17 protein-coding genes and 1 tRNA gene are annotated in these 19,203 nt (G+C 70.3%); 9 read left to right on the top strand and 9 right to left on the bottom strand.

The features are described from left to right. Window positions 1-5: 5 nt before the first annotated feature. Both ACIBAE_RS27450 and ACIBAE_RS27445 read right to left on the bottom strand, forming a co-directional pair. Window positions 6-1,319 (bottom strand): ABC transporter substrate-binding protein, encoded by a 1,314-nt coding sequence (locus ACIBAE_RS27450; RefSeq protein WP_399290428.1) that lies wholly within the window; start codon window positions 1,317-1,319, stop codon window positions 6-8. After that, complete coding sequence (locus ACIBAE_RS27445) at window positions 1,282-2,505, bottom strand: ROK family protein (protein ID WP_399290426.1); 1,224 nt, start codon at window positions 2,503-2,505, stop codon at window positions 1,282-1,284. Before ACIBAE_RS27445 ends, ACIBAE_RS27450 begins: the two co-directional genes overlap by 38 nt. A gap of 184 nt (window positions 2,506-2,689) precedes the next feature. On the opposite strand from ACIBAE_RS27445, the gene ACIBAE_RS27440 reads away from it, so the two are divergent. Together ACIBAE_RS27440 and ACIBAE_RS27435 are read left to right on the top strand one after the other, a co-directional pair. Beyond that, window positions 2,690-4,822, top strand: a complete 2,133-nt coding sequence (locus ACIBAE_RS27440) for an alpha-galactosidase (protein ID WP_399290424.1) — start codon at window positions 2,690-2,692, stop codon at window positions 4,820-4,822. Between the two features lie 118 nt (window positions 4,823-4,940). After that, on the top strand, window positions 4,941-5,432 hold the full coding sequence (locus tag ACIBAE_RS27435) for a MarR family winged helix-turn-helix transcriptional regulator (protein ID WP_399290422.1): 492 nt from the start codon (window positions 4,941-4,943) through the stop codon (window positions 5,430-5,432). A 131-nt stretch (window positions 5,433-5,563) separates the two neighbouring features. Here the strand turns inward: ACIBAE_RS27435 and ACIBAE_RS27430 are convergent, their stop codons facing one another. Next, a complete protein-coding gene (locus ACIBAE_RS27430) occupies window positions 5,564-6,262 on the bottom strand; it encodes an NADPH-dependent F420 reductase (protein ID WP_399290420.1) in 699 nt (232 codons plus the stop codon). A gap of 118 nt (window positions 6,263-6,380) precedes the next feature. Further along, window positions 6,381-7,847, bottom strand: coding sequence for an aldehyde dehydrogenase family protein (locus ACIBAE_RS27425; RefSeq protein WP_399290418.1), 1,467 nt, complete (start codon window positions 7,845-7,847; stop codon window positions 6,381-6,383). Between the two features lie 337 nt (window positions 7,848-8,184). On the opposite strand from ACIBAE_RS27425, the gene ACIBAE_RS27420 reads away from it, so the two are divergent. The 3 genes from ACIBAE_RS27420 to ACIBAE_RS27410 all read left to right on the top strand — a co-directional run bounded on the left by ACIBAE_RS27420 (window position 8,185) and on the right by ACIBAE_RS27410 (window position 11,041). Then, complete coding sequence (locus tag ACIBAE_RS27420) at window positions 8,185-9,285, top strand: LLM class flavin-dependent oxidoreductase (protein WP_399290416.1); 1,101 nt, start codon at window positions 8,185-8,187, stop codon at window positions 9,283-9,285. Continuing rightward, window positions 9,282-9,848: an FMN reductase gene (gene msuE, locus ACIBAE_RS27415; protein ID WP_399290414.1), complete on the top strand. Its 567-nt coding sequence runs from the start codon at window positions 9,282-9,284 to the stop codon at window positions 9,846-9,848. The genes ACIBAE_RS27420 and msuE overlap by 4 nt, the downstream gene beginning before the upstream one ends. Before the next feature lie 125 nt (window positions 9,849-9,973). After that, a complete protein-coding gene (locus ACIBAE_RS27410) occupies window positions 9,974-11,041 on the top strand; it encodes an ABC transporter permease (RefSeq protein WP_399290412.1) in 1,068 nt (355 codons plus the stop codon). Between the two features lie 55 nt (window positions 11,042-11,096). Here ACIBAE_RS27410 and ACIBAE_RS27405 read toward each other — a convergent pair whose 3' ends face one another. Next, window positions 11,097-12,281: a hypothetical protein gene (locus tag ACIBAE_RS27405; RefSeq protein WP_399290410.1), complete on the bottom strand. Its 1,185-nt coding sequence runs from the start codon at window positions 12,279-12,281 to the stop codon at window positions 11,097-11,099. 282 nt (window positions 12,282-12,563) lie between these two features. On the opposite strand from ACIBAE_RS27405, the gene ACIBAE_RS27400 reads away from it, so the two are divergent. Beyond that, window positions 12,564-13,394 carry a peptidoglycan-binding protein gene (locus ACIBAE_RS27400; protein ID WP_399290408.1) on the top strand — a complete coding sequence of 277 codons (831 nt, stop codon included), beginning with the start codon at window positions 12,564-12,566 and terminating at the stop codon, window positions 13,392-13,394. Window positions 13,395-13,629: 235 nt separating this feature from the next. Here the strand turns inward: ACIBAE_RS27400 and ACIBAE_RS27395 are convergent, their stop codons facing one another. After that, window positions 13,630-15,417, bottom strand: a complete 1,788-nt coding sequence (locus ACIBAE_RS27395) for a coagulation factor 5/8 type domain-containing protein (RefSeq protein ID WP_399290406.1) — start codon at window positions 15,415-15,417, stop codon at window positions 13,630-13,632. A gap of 468 nt (window positions 15,418-15,885) precedes the next feature. After that, window positions 15,886-15,962, bottom strand: a tRNA-Pro gene (locus tag ACIBAE_RS27390). 152 nt (window positions 15,963-16,114) lie between these two features. Between ACIBAE_RS27390 and ACIBAE_RS27385 the strand changes: the two genes are divergently transcribed. From ACIBAE_RS27385 to ACIBAE_RS27375, 3 genes are all read left to right on the top strand, one after another. After that, window positions 16,115-16,852 carry a transketolase gene (locus ACIBAE_RS27385; protein ID WP_399290404.1) on the top strand — a complete coding sequence of 246 codons (738 nt, stop codon included), beginning with the start codon at window positions 16,115-16,117 and terminating at the stop codon, window positions 16,850-16,852. 82 nt (window positions 16,853-16,934) lie between these two features. Then, a complete protein-coding gene (locus ACIBAE_RS27380) occupies window positions 16,935-17,840 on the top strand; it encodes a transketolase family protein (protein ID WP_399290402.1) in 906 nt (301 codons plus the stop codon). 138 nt (window positions 17,841-17,978) lie between these two features. After that, window positions 17,979-18,491, top strand: a complete 513-nt coding sequence (locus ACIBAE_RS27375) for a DUF664 domain-containing protein (protein WP_399290400.1) — start codon at window positions 17,979-17,981, stop codon at window positions 18,489-18,491. A gap of 34 nt (window positions 18,492-18,525) precedes the next feature. On the opposite strand, the gene ACIBAE_RS27370 is transcribed toward ACIBAE_RS27375, so the two are convergent. Both ACIBAE_RS27370 and ACIBAE_RS27365 read right to left on the bottom strand, forming a co-directional pair. Further along, window positions 18,526-19,053 carry a transposase gene (locus tag ACIBAE_RS27370; RefSeq protein ID WP_399290478.1) on the bottom strand — a complete coding sequence of 176 codons (528 nt, stop codon included), beginning with the start codon at window positions 19,051-19,053 and terminating at the stop codon, window positions 18,526-18,528. After that, complete coding sequence (locus ACIBAE_RS27365; protein WP_399290476.1) at window positions 19,050-19,169, bottom strand: hypothetical protein; 120 nt, start codon at window positions 19,167-19,169, stop codon at window positions 19,050-19,052. The genes ACIBAE_RS27370 and ACIBAE_RS27365 overlap by 4 nt, the downstream gene beginning before the upstream one ends. Window positions 19,170-19,203: the final 34 nt, after the last annotated feature.

Raw genomic sequence — 19,203 nt, 5'->3', positions numbered from 1 at the left:
CCCGGTCAGGCCGTGAAGAAGCGTGAGCGCTGGGACTCGATCTTCTTCAGCAGAGCCGCGCCGTCGTCGGGGTGGCTCAGCCACTCGGTCAGCCCGGGCAGCACGACGGTGGAGATGAAGCCCGGGTCGCTGTCGCGGTCACCGAACTGGGTGAGGTGCTTGGCCGAGGAGATGAGCTCGGCGGACTTCTTCTGCAGGGCGTTGTAGGAGCCGGTGTCCGCCTGGGAGTGGGCGGCCACATTGCTCGGGTCGACGCCCATGTAGAGGTTCTCGGCCCGCGCGCTGCCGAGGAACTCCAGGAAGCGCCGGGAGCCGTCCGGGTTCCGGGGCTTGCGGCTGAGCATGAAGCCGTCGGTGGGTGCCTCGACGGCGTCCTGGCCGTGGGCCGGGTCGATCTCGGGGAAGGGGAAGAAGTCGATGTCGTCGCGGAGCGCGTCATCGGTGATCTGCTGGCCGAGGAAGAGGCCGATGACGGCCATGCCCGACTTCTTGTCGAGCAGCGACTGCGCGGCGTCCTGCCATGAACGGCCGCCCGCACCCTGCTGGTGGTAGGGCGCCAGCTCCCGCCAGTGGTCGAAGACGGCGGTGGCCCGGCGGTCGGTCCAGGAGACCTCGCCCCGCATCAACGACATGTGGAAGTCGTAGCCGTTGGCGCGCAGGTTCAGGTAGTCGAAGGTGCCGAGTACGGTCCAGCTGTCGCCGCCGCCGTACCCGGACGCGATCGGGGAGAGTCCGTCCTTCTTCATCCGCTTCGCCAGGGCGGTGAACTCGTCCCAGGTACGCGGGATCCGGTAGCCGCGCTCCTGGAAGAGGCTCTTGCGGTAGAAGACGGCCCACGGGTAGTTGTACAGCGGGACGAAGTAGTACTTTCCGTCCTCACCCTTCGACAGCCGCTTGGCGGCGTCGGTGAAGCCGGAGCCTATTTTCTCCCACACGTCGTCGAGCGGGTGGCACAGGCCCTTCTTCGCGAAGTACTGCATCCGGTAGCCCGCGAACCAGGTGAAGACGTCGTCGGGCGTGCCCTGGAGGTAGTTGGAGATGCCCTTCTGGAAGGTGTCGTGGTCGACGGTGTTCGTCCTGACCTTGAGACCGCTGTCCTTGGCGAATGCCTTGGTCAACGCGGCATAGGCGGACTTGGGTGTGGCGTCGGCCCCGTTCGATCCGAAGGTCACCGTCTTCGGATCGGCTGACGGTCCCCCGCCGCATCCGGTCAGGACCGGTGCGGCCAGCGCGGCGGCGCCGAGCCCGAACAGCCCGCCCACCACCCTGCGGCGGCCGGGCTCAGTGGCGAGCGAGGATGTGCGGCTCTGCGGCGTCATCGCTACTCCTAAGTCGTGTGCTTGATCCGATGAAGGACTGGATCGCGGTGGCCGCGGCTCCGCGCGCCCACTCCTCGAAAGGCAGGGGACGTATCAGTACGTCGCACTCCGCCGCGGTGCCGAAGGCGGACGCGGCGAACGCGTCACGGATCTGCTCGGCGAACAGGTCGTAGGCCGCCAGGCCCTCGCCCGAGATGATCACGCGTTGCGGGCCCAGGATGTTGGCCACCGCCCCGATGGCGCGGCCGATCGCCTCTCCGGCCCTGGTGTACGCCTCCCTGGCCCCGGCATCTCCCTGGTGTGCCAGCTCCAGGGCCCGCGCGGCGCCGGCGACCGGCAGTCCGGTGGCCTCCCGGACCCGCCGGACGATGGCCGCGTCACCGGCGATCGACTCCACGCATCCGGTGTTGCCGCAATAGCATTCCGGGCCCAGCGGGTCGATGGACAGATGCCCGATCTCACCCGCCACGCCGTGGGCGCCGGCCACCACCCGGCCGTGCACCACCAGGCCGCAGCCGATGCCCGCGCCCACCGTCACCAGCGCGAAGTCGGACAGCCCCACCCCGGCCCCGAACCACTGCTCGGCGACGGTGAGGGCCCGTACGTCGTTGTCGACCGTGACCGGCAGTCCCGTGACGGTCCCGGCCAGTTCGGCGAGCGGCACGTCCCGCCAGTCCAGGAACGGCGAGTAGCGCACCACGCCGGCCGTACGGTCCACGTCACCGGAGACGGCGAGGCCCATCCCCCGTACCCGTACGCCGAATCCGTCGGCCTCCGTGAGGAGTTCCTGCACCAGCGCCGCGATCGAGGCGAGCACCGCGCCGGGATCACGGCCGGTCAGCGGCGTGTGCCGGGCGACCCGGATCCGGCAGCACAGATCGGCCAGGACCGCGATGATCTCGTCCCCGGTCACCTTGACCCCGATGAACAGCGCCCGCCCGCCGTCGACCCGCAGGGCGTTGGCGGGCCTGCCGAGGGAGGGGCGCGCACCCTCGTCCACTCCTTCGACCAGGTATCCGGCCGCCACGAGTGGACGTACGGCTTTGGTCACCGCCGCCGAGGAGAGCAGGGTCCGCCGGGCTATCTCCGCCCGCGTGAGCGGGCCGTGGGACAGCACGGTGGTGAAGACGAGAGAGGCGGCCGGGGTGGCGGCCGGAACCGTCTCGTGACGAGGGATCGAGCGCATGGCCGGAAACGTAAGTGGGTTCTTTTCCGCTGTCAATGAAAGAAGCAAGCTCCTTTCGAAACAACACCACCAACCGCTCCGACCGTTCAAATACGAGAAGCGCACGGGGTGTTGACAGCTGATCGAAGGAACGGTTGGCTGCCGACTGCTCTCTGGCGCTACCCGACCGTGAGGATCAACGCCTGTGATCTCCTTCGCCCAGGACACCGGGGTCTGGCTGCTCTCCACTCCGCGCACGTCGTACGCGCTCCGTGTCGACGAGACGGGCGCGCCTTGTCACCTCGCCTGGGGCCCACGGCTCACCCTGGAGGAGGCCGGGGAACTCATCGCGCCGCCGGAGCCGGCCGCCAGCAGCTTCGAAGGAAGGCCGGCGGCCGGCGAAGAGCTTCCCGTCGACGGCGGAACCCGTTACGGTCCGCCCTCGCTGCGTGTGCGGTTCGCCGACGGCACCCGCGCCTTCGAGTGGCGGCCCCTCGGCCATCACCTGCGCGAGCCGGCCCCCGGACAGACCGAACTGGCGCTGGAGTTCACGGACCGCCACTACCCGCTGCGGGCCACCCTCCACTACCGCCTCCACGACGACAGCGACGTCATCGAACGCTGGACCGTCCTGCGCAACACCGGCGAGGACCCGGTGGCGCTCCTGCGCGCCGACTCCGCCGCGTGGACACTGCCGCCCCGCGACGACTACCGCCTCAGTCACGTCACGGGACGGTGGGCCTCCGAGACCCAGCTGCACCGGGAGCGCGTGGCGTACGGCGAGACCGTCCTCACCAGCCGCCGGGGGATCACCAGCCACCACGCCAACCCCTGGGTGATGCTGGACGCGGGCGACGCGGGCGAGGAACACGGCCAGGTGTGGAGTGCGGCCCTGGCCTGGAGCGGAAGCTGGCGCATCACGGTGCACCGCGCCCCCGACGGCCGTGCGGGCTTCACCGGCGGCGCCGGGCACGACGGTACGTCCCTGCCGCTCGCGCCGGGAGAGGAGTTCAGCACCCCGCCGCACGCCGGCCTCTACTCCGACGGCGGCTTCGGCGCGACGAGCCGGGCCTGGCACGCCTACACCCTGGCCCATGTCCTGCCGCACCCCGGTGAGGTGCGGCCGGTGCTCTACAACTCGTGGGAGGCCACCGGCTTCGAGATCGACGAGGCCGGACAGATGGCGCTCGCCGCGCGGGCGGCGGCGCTCGGGGTGGAGCTCTACGTCGTGGACGACGGCTGGTTCGGCGCGCGCCGCAGCGACCGGGCCGGCCTCGGCGACTGGACGGTCTCCCCGGACGCCTTCCCCGACGGACTCGGCCCGCTGGTCCGCGAGGTGCACCGGCTCGGTATGCGCTTCGGCCTCTGGGTGGAGCCCGAGATGGTCAACCCGGACAGCGATCTCTACCGCTCGCACCCCGACTGGGTGCTCCACTTCCCGCAGCGGACCCGCACCGAGCTGCGCCATCAGCTCGTCCTGAACTTCGCCCGCCGCGACGTCGCGGACTGGGCCTACGACTGGCTGACCCGGCTGGTCGCCGACCACGGCATCGACTTCCTCAAGTGGGACATGAACCGCGCGTGGAGCGAAGCCGGCTGGCCGGAGCGGCCGGAGGGCTCCGACCGCCTGTGGACGGCATACGTACGCAACCTCTACGAGGTCATCGACCGGCTGCGCGCCGACCACCCCGCCCTGCGGATCGAGTCGTGCGGCGGTGGCGGCGGCCGGGTCGACCTGGGCATCCTGTCCCGCACCGACCAGACCTGGCCCTCGGACAACACGGACGCGGCCGACCGCGTCTCGATCCAGCACGGCTACAGCCAGGTCTACCCGGCCCGGACCATGGCGGCCTGGGTCACCGACGTACCGAACCAGCACACCGGCCGGTCCGTCCCGCTGCGCTTCCGTTTCCATGTCGCGATGGCCGGGGTGCTGGGCCTGGGAGGGGACCTCACCCGCTGGTCGGACGGCGAACTCGCCGAAGGCGCCGACCTGGTGGCGCGGTACAAGGCGGTGCGCCATCTCGTACAGCACGGGACGCTGCACCGGCTCGGCGGCCCCGCCGACGGCGGGCAGGCCACGGTGCAGTACACCGCCGCCGACCGGAGCGAGGCCCTGCTGCTCAGCTGGCGGCGGACGCCCCGCTACGGCAGCCCGCGACTGCCGGTCCGGCTCGCGGGGCTCGACCCCACGGCCCGCTACCGCGATGCGGGCACCGGCTCGGTCCATCACGCGACCGTGCTCACGGAGTACGGGTTCCTGCCCGAGCTGGCGCCGGGCGACTGGGCGAGCACGGCGGTGCACCTGGTCCGGATGCCGGCCCGACAGGACGGCTGAGGGCCCCGGACGGGAACCACGGACGCCGGACAGCGGCGGGATGACGGGTGCCGCCCCTCGACGGGCGGACAGCGCCGTTCCCGGCATTAGAGTTCATCGCGGGATGATTGATGACGCGATGAACGAGACGAGCCGTCACGCCGGGGCCGACACTGAGGCCGGGCCGGAGGCCGAACTGAGCTTTCACATCAGACTCGCCGAGCAGGCGATCATGGCGCGTAAGGCGGAGGGGCTGCGCGGCCTCGACCTGACCGTGCCGCAGTGCAGGGTGCTGGCGTCCCTCAGGGGAGGCGTGTCGAAGTCCTGCACCCAACTGGCACGTGAGGCGCTGGTGACCTCGCAGACGATGACCAGCACCGTCGGCAACCTGGAGACCAAGGGGCTGGTCGCGCGCCGTGTCTCGCCCGATCACGGGCGGGTCGTCCTGGTCACCCTCACAGCCGCCGGTGTCGAGCGCGCCCACTCCGCCCACCGCCTCTCGGACGCCATCGAACAGGACGTACGCGAGGCCTTCTCGGCCGACGACCGTGCCCTGCTGCTGCGCCTGCTGGGCCGGGTCGTGGAGGTCGCACCGCAAGCGGGACCGGACACCGCCCCGTCCATGGCCTGACGGGACATCCGGCCACGGCGGCACGCGCCGCCCGGGGTTTCTCTCCCAGGACGGCCGGGGTGCCGCGCGGGCTACCGGCCACCGCGCGGCACCCCGGCCGTCCTGCCGTACGCGCACTCGGCCCAGGGCGCTCAGCGGCCGGGCCGGACAGCCTCGGCCAGGGCCGCACGGAGCGTCGCGGCTTCGGCCTGCTTGCCCGTGTGGTCGTCGAAGATGCCGATCCCCTCGGGGTCCTTCGCGTACGGAAGGACATAGGCCGGGGCGTCGCGCTGGAAACGCCAGCTGTCGGCGAGCGAACCCGTGTCGAGCGCGTCGTAGCCGAGCAGATCGAGCAGGTGCGCCACGGAGGCGTTCGCGCCCGGGTCGTCGCCGGCGATGGGCAGAGCCGACCGGTCAGGGGCCCCGGCGGGCCGCGCCAGCGCCGCCAGATGCCTGAAGAAGATGTTGTTGAAGACCTTGACGACCTTGGACTCCGGCAGATGCCGCTGAAGCAGTTCACTCGTGGTGACCTGCTCCGCGTCCAGTTCCGGGACCTGCCCGTCGCGCTCGGGATAGTAGTTGATCGTGTCGAGGACGATCTTCCCGGCCAACGGCGCCACAGGCACCTGCGGGTAGTTCTTCAGCGGGATCGTGACCACGACCCAGTCCCCCGCTGCCGCTGCCTCGGAGGGCGTCGCGGCCCGCGCCCGTGGGCCGAGTTCCGCGACCAGGTCGGCCAGGGTCTCCGGTCCGCGTGAATTACTCAGGACGACGTCGAGACCGGCGGCTATGCCGAGCCGGGCGACCGTACTGCCGATGCTTCCACTGCCGATCAATCCGATAGCACTCATGGCGAGTTCAGCAAACGGTACGGCTTCGCTATTCCTTCACACACGGAAGCGGGGCCGCCCCTCCGGGCGGCCCCGCTTCCGTGTGGACCAGGCCCGACGGGATCGGGCGGGACGGAGGTCAGCCGAGCCGGGGCGCCGCGTGCACCACGTGCTTGATCTCCTGGAACTCCTCCAGGGCACGCAGGCCGTTGAGGCGTCCGACGCCGCTCTGCTTGAACCCGCCCTCCTCCATCTGATCGACGATCACGGCCCATGTGTTGGCCCATACGGTGCCGGCTTCGAGCTCACGGCCGACCCGCAGCGGGCGGTCGACGTCGCGCGTCCAGACACTCGCGGCCAGGCCGAACTCGGTGGCGTTGGCGCGGGCGATGGCATCCGCCTCGTCGTCGAAGACCTCGAAGGTGGCCACAGGTCCGAACACCTCCTGCTGCACGATGGGCTGCTGGAGGTCCTCGACCTCGACGAGGCTCGGGCGGAAGAACGCGCCTGCGGCGAGCGGCCCTTCGAGGACCCGGCCACCACGGACCAGGATCTTGGCGTAGGCGGCGGCGTCCGCCACCAGCTGGTCCACCCGCTCGGCGTTCGCCTGGTCGATCAGGGGGCCCATGTCACTGTCCGGATCGTCGCCGGGACCGACGCGGACGCCCTCCAGGGCTGCCGACAGACGCGTCCGCAGCTCGTCCGCGACGCCGCGCTGGACGAGGATGCGGCTACCGGTCATGCAGAACTGGCCGGTGAAGGTGGTGACGGCGGCGGCCAGGACGGGAACGGCGGCGTCCAGGTCGGCGTCGTCGAAGACGATCATCGGGGTCTTGCCGCCGAGCTCCAGGGACATCCCCTTGAGCTGCTGCGAGGCGTCCGCCATGATGCTGCGCCCCACCTTGGTGCTGCCGGTGTAGCTGATCACGTCCACCCCGGGATCGGAGACGATCAGCCGCGCTCCCTCGCTGCCGGACTCGCTGAAACCGTTGACCACGCCCTGGGGCAGGCTCTTCGTGGCGCTGATGATCTCGTAGAGCAGCCCGTTGGTGAGGCCGGTCTGGCCGGGCAGCTTCATCACGACCGTACAGCCGGCCGCCAGCGCCGGCGCGAACGACCGTACCGACAGGATGACGGGCGAGTTCCACGGGGCGATGACACCGGCGACCCCGGCGGGCTGGCGCAGTGTCATCGAGTACAGACCCGGCTTCACCTCGGCGGCGCGCCCGGACTCGGTCAGCGCCAGCGCTCCGTAGTACCGGATCTTGGAGATGGTGAGGTCGACCTCCATGGCGGCTTCGCGCAGGAGCTTTCCGTTCTCGCGGGAGAGCAGCGCGATCAGCTCGTCCCGCCGCTCCGCCATCCGGTCGGACAGCTCGAACAGCGCCTGGGCCCGCAGATCGCGGTCCCGGGCCCAGGAGCCCGCCGTGAAGGCGCGGCGTGCGGCGTCGATCGCGGCCCGCGCCTCCTCCGCTCCGCCGTCGGCGAAGGTCCCGATCACCTCACCGGTGGCCGGGTTGCGGGACTCGGTGGTCTTCGCCGAGGAGGCCCAGGCCCCGTCGATGAAGTGACGGGCGTGGACCGGGGCGGGTGCGGTGCTCGACATGAGGGAATCTCCTGGCAATCAGGGTGCCGGTGAAGAGGGAGCGCCACGCGCGTACGGATATGCCGGAACATGTCCGTGATCGCGTGAGCGCGGTGGTACGCGACGGAAGCGGGACAACCGAGGAAACTTGTCGTTCGTTGGTCAACGAACGATACACCCGAAGCCCTGGCTTCGCCCGGAGGCGCGGAAGGGACGGCCACGCCGTCCCGCCTGCCGCGCCCGGCGAACCCCTCCGGGAAGGGATCGGGACCCGCGGCGCCCCGCCGGACACCGGGAGTCTCCCCTCGAAGGCTATATCGTTCGTTGTGCAACCAATCATCTGAAAGGTGAGGCTCCCGTGCCCTTTGAACTCGGCATCTACCACTTCGGTGAACTGACACCGGACCCCACGAGCGGCATCCCGTCGAAGCCCGGCGATCGCCTGCGCGAGCTGATCGAGCAGGCGGCGGCCGCCGACGACGCGGGCCTGGACGTGTTCGCGGTCGGTGAGCATCACCGCACCGACTTCGCGGTCTCCAGCCCGGCCGTGGTGCTCGCCGCGATGGCCGAGCGGACGAGCCACATCAAGCTGTCGAGCGCCGTCACCGTACTGAGCTCGGACGACCCGGTCCGCGTCTTCCAGCAGTTCGCCACCCTGGACCTGATATCCGGGGGCCGCGCGGAGATCATCGCGGGCCGTGGGTCGTACATCGAGTCGTTCCCGCTGTTCGGGTACGACCTGAACAACTACTCCGAACTCTTCGCCGAGAAGCTCGACCTCCTGCTGCGCCTCCGGAAGCAGAATCCCGTCACCTGGCGGGGATCGCTGCGGCCGGCGCTGACGAACGCGGACATCACCCCGCAGCCGGAGCGCGAGCTGCCGGTCTGGGTGGCCGTAGGCGGGACGCCGGCGTCCGTCGTCCGGGCCGCCAAGCTGAATCTCCCGCTGTCCCTGGCCATCATCGGTGGCAATTACCGCCAGTTCGCGCCCTTCGTCGAGCTGTACCGGCGGACCGCCGAGGAATCCGGGCACGACCCGGCGCGGCTCAAGGTGTCGATCAGCTCCCCGGGCTTCGTCGGCGGCACGCACAACGAGGCCATCGACGTCTCCCACCCGTACTTCCAGGCGGGCTGGATGGCCAACCACCACCAGCGCGGCCAGGGCGTGCCGATGCCGCGTGCCGCGTACGAGGCCCAGGCGAGCCGCTTCGGCGCGTTCTACCTCGGCAGTACGCAGGAGGTCATCGACAAGATCATGGACCAGTACGAGCTGTTCGGCCACCAGCGCATGATGATCCAGATGGGCTTCGGCAACGTTCCGCAGAAGGAGATGCTGAAGTCGATCGAGCGGTTCGGCGGCGACGTCGCGCCGGTCGTGCGCAAGGAGATCGCCTCGCGCGAGGAGTCGGCCGGACGCGTGAGCGGTGGCGGACAGCCGGGCGGACGGGTGACGGCGTGAGCGACGTCCTGCGCGTGGTCGCCCTGGTCGGAACGGTCCGCGCCCCCTCGAAGACGAAGGCGCTGGTGGAGCTGATCCTCCGGAGCATCGAGTCGCGGACGCAGTCCGAGACACGGATCATCGAGATCCACACCCTGGGCCCCGGCTTCACGGGCGCGCTGGAGCGGGAGCAGCTCGGCGAGGACGCGGAGGCGGCGATCCGCGCGGTCGAGACCGCGGACCTCGTCATCGCGGCGACCCCGGTCTTCAAGGGCTCGTACACGGGGCTGTTCAAGCACTTCGTCGACTTCATCGACCCGTACGCGCTCGCCGCCAAGCCGGTGATGCTCGCCGCCACCGGTGGCAGCGACCGGCACGCCCTGGTGATCGAGCACGCGCTGCGCCCCCTGTTCGCCTTTCTCCAGGCGTGGACGGCTCCGGTCGGCATCTACCTGAACGCGGGGGATTTCGACGGCGCCACCATCCTCAATCCCGAGGTCTACGAACGGATCGAGATGGCCGTCGACGATGTCGTGCCCGTGGCCGAGGCTCTGGCAGCCGCGCGGCGGGCGCCCGTGGCCTGAACAGGCTTCTTTGACCATGCCGAACGGGAAACATATAGTTCGTTGCGCAACGAACTATATGTTTCCTATGGCGCACCGGCTTCCCCTCTCCTCCGACGGACAGCCTTCGCAGAGCGAGGATCGACATGGCCAAGCCGCCTTCCACCCTCCACACCTCACCAGGCCCCCCGGCCCGGAGCGCCGACGAGAACGGCGCCGCACCGCCGGGCGGGGCGGCGTCGACCACGCTGACCCTGTTCAAACCCGTCATCCTCGCCCTGGCCATCGGCGCGATCTTCATCGGCGTCTACCTCGCGGCATTCCACGATCCCAGGCCGCACGGCCTGCCGGTCGCCGTCGTCGGGTCAGCGGCCACCACGGACCGGGTGGAGGCACAGCTGTCCGCCGAGTCCCCGGGCTCCTTCCACATCCGTTCGCTGCCCGACACGGCCTCCGCCCGCTCCGCCCTGGAACGCGGAGAGATCTTCGGCGTGTACGTCGCGTCCGGCGAGTCGCCCCGCGTGCTCTACGCGGGCGCCCGCGGCCCCTCCGTCACCTCCTTGATCACCAGCACCTTCGACGAGGTCGCCCGCGAGGACGGGCAGGTCGCGACCGCGGTCGACGTCGTCCCCTCGTCACCGGCCGACACCCGCGGGCTGGTGGTGTTCTACGCCACCTTCGGCCTGGTGCTGGCCGGATACCTGTTCGGGATCATGACGTACCAGCTGGCGCCCCGGATCACGGTCGGTCAGCGGCTCGCCGGCCTCGGCATCTTCGGCGCCCTGGGCGGCCTCACGGTCGCCGCGATCGTCCACTCAGGTTTCGGCGCACTGCCCGCGCCCTTCCTCGGCATCGCGATGCTGGTCGCCCTGGTGGCCACGGCCGTGGGCGCCTCGACCATGCTGCTGGTCCGCCGCCTCGGCGTCGCCGGATCCAGCATCGCCGCCGTGGTGTTCATGACGGTCGGCAACGCCACCTCGGGCGGCAGCCTCCCCCCTGACTTCCTGCCCGGCTGGTTGCGCCCCCTGTCCGACGTCCTGCCGGTGGGCGTGGGCGTACGGGCGATGAACGGTCTGGCGTACTTCCACCACGACGGCCTCACCCGCGCCCTGATCATCCTGCCCGCCTGGATACTGGTCAGCGGCCTCCTGCTCCACCGCCTCGACCGGTCGGGGGCCCTGCGCGGCGGACGCCGGAGTACACCGGGCGTCTGACGGCGCGGGCGGGCGGCGCCGCCGCCGCTCTGGGGATGAGGTCACCGGACAGGGCCTAGCAGGGCACGTCGCCCGCGCACCGCCACGACGTGACCGCTCCGTCTCCGTAGACACTGACCTTGGGCGAGAGCTGGCGGGCCGCCCGGCCGGTGCCGTCTCCCGGGGCGATCAGCGCATCCGCCTGATAGACGTCCGAAGCGGTCCGGTGCGGCACCGCGCAGCGGAGCGGGGCCGTCACATAGATCTCTCCCGCCGGCACGCGCACATGGGTGACCGCGGGCCCCGGATCGCACGCGTACTTCGCCCCCAGGGACCCGTGGCCGACCTTGATGGTGACGTCGACCGCACCCGTCCCGGGGTTGTCCACCTTGACCGCGAACAGGACCTGCCGGGCATCCACGCGCACACAAGCACGCAGCAGTACCCCTGACGGGCCCTGACGGGGAGGTGAGCAGCGGCTGTCTCCCCCCAGGGCATCCGTCTCCGCCTCCACCTCCGTGGCGGATCCGGTGTCCGACGCGGTCATGACGTCGTGGGAGCGGGGGGAAGCCGGAGGAGTCCCGGGACCGGCGAAGGGGCCGCGGCCGGCGCTCTCCATGACGCCTGTGACGATCGCCAGGGTGAGTACGGCTGTGGCCGCGAAGGCCGCCCACCTCCGTGTGCGGGCGAGCTGGAAGCCGCGCGCGAGGTCACCGCGCACGTCGGTCACCCGCGCGACACCGGCCGTGGTCCGAAGCTCCGGGCCCTGCGCGACGGGCGTCGTGACAGCCAGGGAAGCGCCCACCGGCGCTTCATCGTCGCCGAGGGCGAGGACGGGGCCCGGGTGAGAGCGATCGCTCCCGGGAGGGGATTCTTCCGCGCCGGGGAGGGACACATCGGCGGAGGCCGCCCTGCTCGCGGCGCGCCGGTGATGTCGGCCCCTTCCGCCGGCGAGCTTCGCCTGGTGGTGCCATTCCTGCCACTGCGCCAGCTCCTCGTCGCCGACCGCGAAGATCCATGCCAGCCCGCCCAGCACACTGAGGTCGGGCAGCTCGGTGCGGTTGAGGTCGAGATAGCGGCTGACGGACGACTTGCTGATGCCCCTGACACCGAGACCGGCCAGACTGTCCTTCAGCTTCGCCTCGATGCGTTCCATCGACAGCTGGGATTCCTCGAATCTGTCGATGAGGGCCAGGACGAGCTGCCTCCTGGGTTCGACCGATGGTGCCTTCTCCCCCGTGCCGACTGGATCCCTGTGCATGTCGCGCTCGCTCACCGCTGTCCCATCTGCATCCCAAATTCTGCCATTTCGGCAGGTCAGCGAGGTGCGGGAGTAATCGGGCGACCGTCGGGAAGCGACTGGGACGCCTACCCTCCCGGCGGCTCTGGTGACGTCGCTCCAGCATCTGCACGATGGTTCCCACGATGCCGATCCGGCTTGCTGACTCCCGGTCTCTGCCCGTCTCGGGGCCGCGACATGCACACGGAAAGTAGTGAAGCGGATACGGCGTGAAGTCACTCGGTCTTCGAGGAGCTGATTTCCATGAACCAATCCCATCGCATGCTGGCCGTCGCCGTTCTGGCCGGCGCCACACTGATCTCCGCCGGCGCGAGTGCTGACGCGGCCACGGCCAGGCCCGCCCAGCACACGACTCCCGTCAAGCGGACGGTGGCGCAGCCCCGTGATCTTCGGGAGGGTGCCCGGGGGGAGGCGGTCAAGGTCCTGCAGCGTCAACTCATCAGCCTCGGCTACCGGCTGAAGGCAGAAGGGATCTTCGGTCCGGTCACCGACCGAGACGTGAGGGACTTCCAGCGCACCCACCACCTGACCCCCGACGGCGTCGTCGGCCCCCGGACGAGGGCGGCTCTGCGGGGCGGCCACCGGACCCGGGCGGCGGCGACTTCGGCGCTGCGCAACGAGATCACCTACGTGGCCCGTGGTCAGGTCACCCGGACGGGAAGCCACCCGGCGAAGTCCGGAGCCTGCGCCAAGTACTTCCCGCGCACCAAGTACCCCCGGAACGGGTACAACTCGTGCAACAGCGCGGTTTTCGCCGAGTGGACGTGGCACCGCGCGGGCGTCAGGAGCCTGCCCCACACCCTGGCGGCGCGTGCGATCGGCAAGTGGGGCGTCCGGGAAGGGCTGTTCCACCGGAGCGGCCCCAAGCCGGGTGACCTCGTGATCTACGGACGCCCGGACGGCAGGTCGCCCGGCCACGCGGGCGTCGTCGTCGCCGTCCACCGGAACGGCACCCTCGACACGGTCGACGGTAACTACGGCAACAGGGTCGTCCTTCTCCGGCGCGTCAACCCCGCCGTGGCCACCGCCAACTACCGGCACGTTTCCGGGTACGTCAGTCCGCCGCTTATCTGACGCCCAGCGCGTCAGCACTGTCCCCGGGGCCGCTGTCGGCGGCGGCCCCGGGGCAAGCCACTCCGCTGGTGCGGGGTGGCTCAGTGCCGTCTCACCGCCGTTCCCGTTCCCGCCACGCGCGCCATGACCGGGTACGGGGGCGGGCACCGTGGGTACGGCGGGCGCCGGCCGGTCGGCGCCCGCCCCTCCGTCAGTTCTCCGTCAGCTCTCCGTCACTTCCCCGCACGATCACGGGTCACGGGAAGGAGACCACGGTCGACGGCACCGTGTCGCTGCCGGAGGTGGCGGCGCCGATGCCGTTGATGACGTGCTCGTACTGCCCCATACCGCCCAGGGAGACCACCAGGAGACCGTGGAACGTCACGCCGGGCTTGACCGGCGCCTCGAAGCCGTGGTCCTGACGGATCCCCGGGTCCGCGGTGTAGTTGCAGTAGCTGCCCAGGCCCCAGCCCTCGTGGGTGGTGACGGAGTCCGCGACCTTGTAGGCCGCCCAGCCCTTGACGTCGCCGTTCTGGATCGACGCCTGGTCGGGGGCGTCGTACGCCTTCTCGTTCTGGAAGAAGATCGTCTTCCCGTTCTCGCCGTTCCACTGCACGTCGTACTTGTTGAAGTGTTCGACGAAGAGCCCGGTGGCGAGGACGTTGTCACCGTTGACGATCACGCCGTAGTCGGCCCGGTTGGTCTCCCAGCCGGTGCCCGCGCCGTGGTCGGCGCGCCAGACCCAGGTGTGGTCGATGATGGCGTGGTTGCTGTTGACGACGATGCTGGTGGTCGCCTTGCCGGGACCGGCGCCACCGATGCGGACGAAGACGTCCTGGACGGTCGTCGGGTTGGCGGAGTGGTCGGCGGACGCGCCGTCCGGGCCCACCTCCAGCAGGGTGGCCGAGTTGACGGTGCCCGCGTCGATGAGGAACCCGGCGAGCCGTACGCCGTCGACATCGGCGACCTTGACGGCGGTCGCGCCGTTGTCGGGGATGAGGGTCGCGTATCCCAGCCCGAGCACCACGGTGTTCGGGTTCTTCACCTCGATGGGCGCGTCGAGATGGTAGACGCCCGGGGTGAGGAGGAGGTGCAGCCCCTGGTCGAGCGCGGCGTTGAGGGTCGCGGCGCCGGCGTCGGGCTTGGCCACGTAGAACTGGCTGAGCGGGAGGGACTCGCCGCGTGGCGTGCCGCTGCCCCAGGTGGTGCCACGCGCGTTCGTGCGCTTCTCGGGGCAGAACACCTTGTAGTCGGCGCCGTCGAGGTAGAGGAACGGTTTCTCCCGGGAGACCGGCGTGGTGTCCAGGGTGGTGTAGGGCGGGTCGGGGAAGCTCTGCGCGGGAGCGCCCTCGACGCCGGAGAAGACCATGTTCCAGACGGCGTTGGTCCAGCCGCCGACCGAGCTGTCACGGGTGTACCACTGCTGCTGGGAGTACGGTCCCACCTCGCCGTCGATCCGGCTGTCGGCGATGTAGCCGCCGCTGGCCCAGCCGTAGCCGTCGGGCGCGAGGTTCAGCCCTCCTCTGATGTGCATGCGCCGGAAGGGGGCGGCCTGTGCGACCGCCCAGCGGTTGGTGCCGCTGACCGGGGTGAGCGCGAGGTTCTCGGCCGAGCGCCAGAAGTTCTGGGTCGCGTTGCCGTTGAACCAGCCGGCGTCGACCGTCACGTCACCGTTGAAGGACGTGTCGTCGGGGCTCAGGCCGAGCCCGGCGATGGACGTGTAGAAGCCGATCTGGGCGTTGAGACCGTTGTACGTTCCCGGCTTGAACAGCAGGGCGTAGCGGCCCGTGTCGAACTGCGCCGATTCCTGCTTGCGGAAGATCTCGTCCAGCGTGCCCTGGATGCCGGGGGTCGACGGGTCGAAGACCAGGACGTTCGGTCCGAGGTCACCGCCGCCGGGCAGCGCGTCGGCGGCGGACGCGGGCGAGGAGCCGAGGGCCAGCAGGCCGGACGCGGGAAGTGCCGCGGCCATCGTCGCCAGGACGGTCCGGCGTGAGGGGCCGGACGTGCTTTCGGTCGTGCCGTGTGTGGGGGGAAGGGGCATGAAGCTCTCCTGATTCAGGAAATGAACGATCACAGCCATAGGGAGCGCTCTCTTGCCCGAAGCATGTTCATCCCCTGTGAACACTGCGTCAAGAGTTACTGCGGAGTCGACGCGAAAGACAGCCAACAAGCCTGCCGGAAAGGGTAGTTGGACACATTCGCGGCTCCTCGGGGCACTTGGGGCCGTCGGCCCCGCGTTCAGGAGGTGTCACCACGACTACGGCTGTCCTGCGGCGCACCCCCCGACTTTGGCCGGAAAACCGCCCCGGTGCCCCCGCCCGGGTATGACGACGGCGGAATTCGGCAAGGCAGTGCGGCGCCGGCGCGACCAGATCTCGCCCGGGACGGCCGGACTGCCCGCCGGCGGACACCCGCGCGCGCCAGGGCTGCGCCGCGAGGAGCCGCTCCCCAGAAAACACGAAAGGCGGCACCGGATTTCTCCGATACCGCCTCCGACCTGCGAAAACGCTGGTCGGGACGACAGGATTTGAACCTGCGACCCCTTGACCCCCAGTCAAGTGCGCTACCAAGCTGCGCCACGTCCCGATGTCCGTCTGACCTGCGGTTTCCCCGATCCGAACGGACATGAGAACAATACCGCACCTGAGGCGGTGGTCACGAACCGCTTTCCGCCGGCCGCCGTGATCGCGTCGCGGCCGGTTGACCTCAAGCGTGCTTGAGGTCGCAGCCTGGTCCGCATGACGAAGACATCTGTGACGTCCGTGCCGGGGCGGCCTGACCTGCCCGGTCCGCCTGACCTGCCCGGTCCGCCGGACCTGGACCGGCTGCTGGGTCTGATGACGGGCGACGAGAAGCACGGGCCCGCCGCGACGTCCACCCTGGACGCGCTCTGGGTGCTGTACGACAGGGTGCTGCGCGTGTCGCCCGGGACCGTCGACGCGCCGGGCCGCGATCGCTTCCTGCTCTCCAAGGGGCACGGGCCGATGGCGTACTACGCCGTCCTCGCCGCGAAGGGGTTCCTCCCGGAGGAGCTGCTGCCGGGCTTCGGGTCGTACGAATCGCCCCTCGGCCACCACCCCGACCGGACACTGCTGCCGGGCGTCGAGATCGGCAGCGGCTCCCTCGGGCACGGGCTGCCGCTCGCCGTGGGCAGTGTGCTCGGGCTGCGGGCCCAGGGGCTCACCGGGCCGCGGGTGTGGGTGCTGGTCGGCGACGCCGAGCTCGACGAGGGCAGCAATCACGAGGCACTGGCCTACGCGGGCCCGGCGGGCCTCGAACAGCTCCACACGCTGGTGATCGACAACGCGTCCGCGACACACGGCTGGCCCGGTGGCATCGCCTCACGGTTCGAAGCGGCGGGCTGGTCGGCGGAGACGGTGGACGGGCGCGATCACGAGGCCATGTACGCGGCCTTCACGGCGCCGCACCCGGGTCGGGCCCGGGCCGTCGTGGCCCGTGTCGAGCCCAAGTCCTGAACAGCGAGCCCACGTCCTGACCAGCGGTGCGCGTGGAGAGCTCCCGGCCCTGGACATCAGCGAAAGAGACTTCGGAGACTTCATGAATACCGACACGATGCGTGACCGTTTCATCTCCACCACCGCGCGGCTGCTCGACGAGGACCCGCGGCTCGTGCTCGTGCTCGCCGAGATCAGCCGGGACGGTTTCCAGCGGGCGGAACGTCTGCACCCGGACCGGGTGATCAACGTCGGGATCCGCGAGCAGCTGCTGGTCGGCGTGGGCGGCGGTATCGCCCTCACCGGCCTGCGTCCGATCGTGCACACCTTCGCCAGTTTCCTGGTCGAGCGCCCCTTCGAGCAGGTGAAGCTGGACTTCGGCCATCAGGGTGTGGGCGGGGTACTGGTGAGCGCGGGGGCATCGTACGACTGGCCGGCGGGCGGATTCACCCATATGGCTCCGGGTGATGTCGCGCTCATGGACACGCTCGACGACTGGACCGTCCATGTGCCGGGCCATCCGGACGAGGCCGAGGCGCTGCTGCGGCTCGCCGCCGCCGGGGACGGCCGGGAGTACGTCCGGCTGTCGCTGCAGAGCAACGACCGGCCGCGCCCGGTGACCGGCTCGGACTTCCTCACCGTGCGCGAGGGGCGCGGCGCGGTGGTGATCGCCGTCGGGCCGATGCTGGACAACGTACTGACGGCGACCGAGGGCCTGGACACCACGGTGCTGTACGCGACGACCGTCCGGCCCTTCGACGGCGAGGCGCTGCGCCGGGCCGTCGCGGACGCGCGAGCGGCGGATGTCGTGATCGTGGAGCCGTATCTCGCCGGTACCTCCACGGCCGCCGCGAACGACGCCCTGGCCGAGCGGCCGCACCGGGTGCTGGGGCTCGGGGTGGCCCGCCGTGAGCTGCGCCGGTACGGGCAGCTCACGGAGCATCTGGCCGCGCAGGGTCTCGATCCGAAGTCGCTGCGCGAGCGGATCTCCGCATTCCTGGCGCCCTGATCTCCGGGAGCGTCGCCGGGCGGGAGGGGGGAACCTGAACGGGACGCGCGAGCAGCGGAGACGTACACCGGCGCGGACGTGTGCGAGACGTAGGAAGCACGTGAGACGTAGGAAGCACGTAGGAAAGGGAGCCCGCCCATGACCGCGAGCCGTGACCTGCTCATCGACGCCTTCGGCCGGATCCGGGAGACCGTCCACGAGGTGGTCGACGGCCTCACCCCCGACGAGCTGGCCGAACGGCTGGACGACGGGGCGAACTCGATCGCCTGGCTGGTCTGGCATCTCACCCGCGTCCAGGACGACCACATCTCCGACGTGGCCGGGACGGACGAGGTGTGGGCCTCGCGGGACTGGTCGGAACGGTTCGCGCTGCCGTTCTCGGAGCGGGCGACCGGCTACGGCCAGTCCGCCAAGGACGTGGCGAAGGTCGCCGGGGTGTCGGGGGAGCTTCTCGCGGAGTACCACGACGCCGTCCACGACCGGACGGTCGAGTACCTCGGCACGCTGAAGGCCGCGGACTTCGCCCATGTCATCGACGGCTCCTGGAGCCCGCCGGTCACGCTCGGGGTGCGGCTGGTCAGCGTGGTCTCCGACGACCTCCAGCACGTGGGGCAGGCCGCCTTCATCAGGGGTGTGCTGGAGCGGCGCTAGTGAACTTGAATGTGTGATGTCGGCTTGATCGTGGTTAGCCGCCTATGGTCAGGCCGGTGCCCATGAGGCAGCCGTCGATGAGGTGCGGTCGGTACTGGGTCTTCTTGAGGCTGCGCTTCACGGCTGCGGCGAGCTGGTCGAGGTTCGCGGCGGCGAGGTTGCCGATGGTCCGTTTCACCAGAGACCAGATGCCCTCCTGCGGGTTGAGGTCGGGTGCGTAGGACGGAAAGTGGAAAACGGTCAGCCAGTCCTCATTCGCGGCGATGAAGTCCTTCATCTGCGGCATGAGGTGGGTGCGCAGGTTGTCCCAGACCAGGACGATGGGGCCTTTGAGCTGGTTGTGCGCCCGTACGATGAGGTCGCGGTAGTCCTGCCAGGTGAACCCCTTGGGCTCGCCCTTCCGGCCCCGGTGGACGCGGAAGCTGTAGATCAGCCTCGACCGGTCTCCGCGACGGAAACAGGTCATTCCCGCCATCGAAACCCGTCCCGAGCCGCGGCCCCGGACGCGCACGACCGGAGTCTGGCCGACCCGGCCCCAGGACCTCGCGCGTGGCGGCCTCAGCGACTGGCTGGCCTCGTCCTCGAAGACGATCCAGGCTCCGCGGGCCGCCGCTGTGCTTTTACCTGCGGCCACACCTCCTTCTTCCACAACTCCACTGCCCCGCCGTCCCGTTCGATCGCTCTGCGGGCCGGCTGCTGCCAGGACCAGCCG

The sequence above is a fragment of the Streptomyces sp. NPDC051569 genome, assembly GCF_044454085.1.
Taxonomy (GTDB): Bacteria; Actinomycetota; Actinomycetes; order Streptomycetales; family Streptomycetaceae; genus Streptomyces.
The sequence above is the reverse complement of the archived record's forward strand: the minus strand, read 5'-3'. Positions and strand labels throughout refer to the sequence as shown.